Genomic DNA, 4,463 nt, shown 5'->3' with positions numbered 1-4,463 from the left:
GGCCCAGCACCGTCCAGATCAGCCCGCCGAAGATCGAGCGCCGCAGGAAGGCGCGGATGCCACTGTAGAGCAGCAGCAGGCCGATGAAGAGCAGGACGAAGCTGAAGATCGAGACGTCGATTCCCACAGCCCGCGCCAGGCCGTGGAAGAAGTCGTCCATCGCGCGCCACAGGCCGCCGAGCACGCCTGACAGCAGATCGACGATGAAGCGGATGGCCTTGCCGACCATCTGGCCAAGGCCGTCGAAGAATCCTTCTGTTCCCATCTGGGGTATGACTCCTGAATGTACTGCCTGATTGGAGCGGCGATTGGGCGGATCGGTTCAGCCGCAGCGGCAATTCCAATCGTAAAATTGATCAATAAATAGTCACTTGTCGACCTGTGTCGCAAGAGTGGTTGACAGCGTCACAGCTCCACATATGATGCCTTGAGCCTGATTTCCCCGGTGGCGCGCCGCCGGGGCACCTTAGACAAGAGGCGCCCCCAAGCGTCGAAGGACTTTGCCGATGAGTGCCACCGCAGCCCAAGTAACCCGCCACGACTGGACCCTTGCCGAAGTCCGCGCCCTGTTCGAACAGCCGTTCAATGACCTGCTGTTCCAGGCGCAGACCCTGCACCGCGCGCATTTCGACCCGAACCGCGTGCAGGTTTCCACCCTGCTGTCGATCAAGACCGGCGCCTGCCCGGAAGACTGCAAATATTGCCCGCAGTCCGGCCACTACAACACCGGCCTGGACAAGGAAAAGCTGATGGAAGTGCAGAAGGTGCTGCAGGCCGCTGCCGAAGCCAAGGCCATCGGCTCGACGCGCTTCTGCATGGGCGCCGCCTGGAAGCACCCGTCCGCCAAGGACATGCCCTACGTGCTGGAAATGGTCAAGGGCGTGAAGAAGCTCGGCCTGGAAACCTGCATGACCCTGGGCAAGCTGACCCAGGAGCAGACCCAGTCGCTGGCCGAGGCGGGCCTGGACTACTACAACCACAACCTCGATACCTCGCCGGAGTTCTACGGCAACATCATCACCACCCGTACCTACGGCGAGCGCCTGCAGACCCTGGCGTACGTGCGCGAGGCGGGGATGAAGATCTGCTCCGGCGGCATCCTGGGCATGGGCGAGTCGGTGGACGACCGCGCCGGCCTGCTGATCCAGCTGGCCAACCTGCCCGAGCACCCGGAGTCGGTGCCGATCAACATGCTGGTGAAGGTAAAGGGCACTCCGCTGGCCGAGGAGAAGGACGTCGATCCGTTCGACTTCATCCGCACCCTGGCGGTCGCCCGCATCATGATGCCGAAGTCCCACGTGCGCCTGTCCGCTGGCCGCGAGCAGATGAACGAGCAGATGCAGGCCCTGGCCTTCATGGCCGGCGCCAACTCGATCTTCTACGGCGAGAAGCTGCTGACCACCACCAACCCGCAGGCCGAGAAGGACATGCAGCTGTTCGCGCGTCTGGGCATCAAGCCCGAGGAGCGCGAAGAGCACGCCGACGAGGTGCACCAGGCCGCCATCGAGCAGGCGCTGGTGGAACAACGCGACTCCCAGCTGTTCTATAACGCGGCTTCGGCCTGACCTGCTTTTCGTAGGAGCGAGCTTGCTCGCGAACGCTTTTCCCGACTAAAAAACCGGCGCCGGGCGGTTCGCGAGCAAGCTCGTTCCTACAAAAGCCATGCCGCCAACACGGGGTTGCGTATGCCTTTCGATCTCGCCGCCCGTCTGGCCCAGCGCCAGGCGGAGGACCTCTACCGCCGCCGTCCGCTGCTGCAATCGCCGCAGGGACCGGAAGTGGTCATCGACGGCCAGCCGATGCTGGCCTTCTGTTCCAACGATTACCTGGGCCTGGCCAATCACCCCGAGGTGATTGCCGCAATGCGTGCCGGCGCCGAGCGCTGGGGCGTCGGCGGTGGCGCCTCGCACCTGGTCAACGGCCACTGCGGCCCGCACCACGAGCTGGAACTGGCGCTCGCCGAGTTCACCGGGCGCCCGCGCGCACTGCTGTTCTCCACCGGCTACATGGCCAACCTCGGCACCGTCACCGCCCTGGTCGGCAAAGGCGACAGCGTGCTGGAGGACCGCCTCAACCACGCCTCGCTGCTGGATGCCGGGTTGCTGTCCGGCGCACGCTTCTCGCGTTACCTGCACAACGACGCCGTCAGCCTTGCCTCACGCCTGGAGAAAGCCGAAGGCAACACGCTGGTCGTCACCGATGGCGTGTTCAGCATGGACGGCGACCTGGCCGACCTGCCGGCGCTCTGCGCCAAGGCCAGGGAGAAGGGCGCCTGGATGATGGTCGATGATGCCCACGGTTTCGGCCCGCTGGGCGCCACCGGCGGCGGCATCGTCGAACACTTCGGGCTGGGCATCGAGGATGTGCCCGTGCTGGTCGGCACCCTCGGCAAGGCCTTCGGCACCGCCGGCGCTTTCGTCGCCGGCAGCGAGGAACTGATCGAAACGCTGATCCAGTTCGCCCGCCCGTATATCTACACCACCAGCCAGCCGCCCGCCGTGGCCTGCGCCACGCTGAAAAGCCTGGAGCTGCTGCGCGCCGAAAGCTGGCGCCGCGACCATCTGAATGCGCTGATCGCGCGCTTCCGCGCCGGCGCGCAAGCCATCGGCCTGCGCCTGATGGACAGCCCGACGCCGATCCAGCCAATCCTCATCGGCGGTAGCGCTCAGGCCATGGCGTTGTCCGCCGAGCTGCGTCAGCGCGGCATCCTCGTCGGCGCGATCCGCCCGCCCACCGTGCCAGCCGGCACCGCGCGCCTGCGCGTGACCCTGTCCGCCTCGCACAGCGAAGCGCAGGTCGACCGCCTGCTGCTGGCGCTGGCCGAAAGCTGGCAGCGCGTGTCGTCTAGCCTTCTGGCAGAGATCGATGCCGAGGAGGGCGATGATGCGTGACCAATTGATCCTGTTGCCGGGCTGGGGCCTGGGCAGTGCGCCGCTGGAACCGCTGCGCGATGCGCTGCTGGAGCAGGCACCGCATTTGAATGTAGAGATCGAGCCGCTGCCGGCGGACGCCGATCCGAATGTCTGGCTCGACGAACTGGACGACAACGTCGCCCACGACGCCTGGATCGCCGGTTGGTCGCTGGGCGGCATGCTCGGCGCCGAGTTGGCGGCGCGCCGCAGCGAGTCCTGCCGCGGGCTGGTGACCATCGCCAGCAACCTCTGCTTCCGCCGCCGCGAGGACTGGCCGGACGCCATGGCGGTTGATGTCTTCGAGGACTTCTTCGAGGCCTTCCTGCTCGAGCCGCATCTGGTGCGCAAGCGCTTTACGATGCTGGTGAGCCAGGGCGCCCGCGACCCGCGCACCCTCGCACGCCAGCTGCAAGTGGCGCTGCCGCAATTGAACGTCGAGGGCCTGACCGCCGGCCTGCAACTGCTGGGGCAGCTCGACACCCGCGCTGCGCTGGGCCGCTATCCCGGTCCGCAATTGCATTTGTTCGCCGCCAACGATGCGCTGGTCCCGGCGAGCGCCGCCGACGCGCTGCTGGAATGGCTGCCGGACGTCGAAGTCAGCCTGCTGCCAGGCGCCAGCCATGGCCTGCCGCTGGAGCAGCCGGACGAAGTGGCCAGCGCCATCCTGAAGTTCATCCACGAGGGCGACGATGCCTGATCGCAGTACCAGCGCGCTGCCCGACAAACGCCAGGTCGCCGCCTCCTTCTCCCGCGCCGCGTCGACTTACGACGCGGTGGCCGCGCTGCAGCGCGCCGTGGGCGGTCGCCTGCTGGAGCTGCTGCCTGCTCAGACCGCGCCGCAACGCTGGATCGACCTGGGTAGCGGCACCGGTTATTTCACTCGCGCCCTGGCGGCGCGTTATCCACAGGCGCTGGGCCTGGCCGTCGATATCGCCGAGGGCATGCTGCGCCACGCCCGCGAGCAGGGCGGAGCGCAGCACTTCATCGGCGGCGATGCCGAACGGCTGCCACTGCGCGATGCGGCCTGCGACTTGTTGTTTTCCAGCCTGGCGATCCAGTGGTGCGCGGACTTGCCGGCGGTGCTGGGCGAGGCTCGCCGTGTGCTGCGTCCCGGCGGCGTCGCGGCCTTCAGCAGCCTGTGCATCGGAACCTTGGGCGAGCTGCGGCAGAGCTGGGAAGCGGTGGACGGCTTCGTCCACGTGAACCGCTTCCGCGCCTTCGAGCAGTACCAGCAGCACTGCGCCGGCAGCGGCCTGGAAGTGCTGGAGCTGCACAGCGAGGACCGTGTCCTGCACTTCCCTGACCTGCGCAGCCTGACCCATGAACTCAAGGCGCTGGGCGCGCACAACCTCAACCCCGGCCGGCCCGACGGCCTCACCGGGCGCGAGCGGGTGCGTGCGCTGATCGCCGCGTACGAGCGCTTCCGCCAGCCCGAAGGGCTGCCGGCGACCTACCGGGTGGTTTACGCCGTCCTGCGCAAGAACTGAATCCTGTAGGAGCGAGCTTGCTCGCGAACCCCCTCAGACTGGCTTCGCCGGCTGGTTACCCGCC

Annotated in this window: 5 protein-coding genes; 4 read left to right on the top strand and 1 reads right to left on the bottom strand. The window is 67.1% G+C overall.

What is annotated here, in order from left to right:
* Positions 1-265 (bottom strand): hypothetical protein (locus ACCC94_RS27985; RefSeq protein ID WP_413352847.1); only part of this gene is annotated, 265 nt, incomplete at its 3' end.
* A 241-nt stretch (positions 266-506) separates the two neighbouring features.
* Here ACCC94_RS27985 and bioB point away from each other — a divergent pair.
* The 4 genes from bioB (at position 507) to bioC (ending at position 4,399) form a co-directional block, all read left to right on the top strand.
* Positions 507-1,565 carry a biotin synthase BioB gene (gene bioB, locus ACCC94_RS27980; protein ID WP_045212783.1) on the top strand — a complete coding sequence of 353 codons (1,059 nt, stop codon included), beginning with the start codon at positions 507-509 and terminating at the stop codon, positions 1,563-1,565.
* Between the two features lie 120 nt (positions 1,566-1,685).
* On the top strand, positions 1,686-2,891 hold the full coding sequence (gene bioF, locus ACCC94_RS27975) for an 8-amino-7-oxononanoate synthase (protein WP_413352845.1): 1,206 nt from the start codon (positions 1,686-1,688) through the stop codon (positions 2,889-2,891).
* The gene (locus tag ACCC94_RS27970; RefSeq protein ID WP_413352844.1) at positions 2,884-3,609 is read left to right on the top strand and encodes an alpha/beta fold hydrolase; all 726 of its coding nucleotides are present in this window, start codon (positions 2,884-2,886) and stop codon (positions 3,607-3,609) included. The genes bioF and ACCC94_RS27970 overlap by 8 nt, the downstream gene beginning before the upstream one ends.
* Positions 3,602-4,399: a malonyl-ACP O-methyltransferase BioC gene (gene bioC / locus ACCC94_RS27965; RefSeq protein ID WP_413352843.1), complete on the top strand. Its 798-nt coding sequence runs from the start codon at positions 3,602-3,604 to the stop codon at positions 4,397-4,399. Before ACCC94_RS27970 ends, bioC begins: the two co-directional genes overlap by 8 nt.
* Positions 4,400-4,463: the final 64 nt, after the last annotated feature.

Origin of the sequence: Pseudomonas sp. Pseusp97 (assembly GCF_047304025.1) — a bacterium.
GTDB lineage: Bacteria > Pseudomonadota > Gammaproteobacteria > Pseudomonadales > Pseudomonadaceae > Pseudomonas.
Note: the sequence above shows the minus strand (reverse complement) of the source record. Positions and strands in the feature narration are given on the sequence as shown.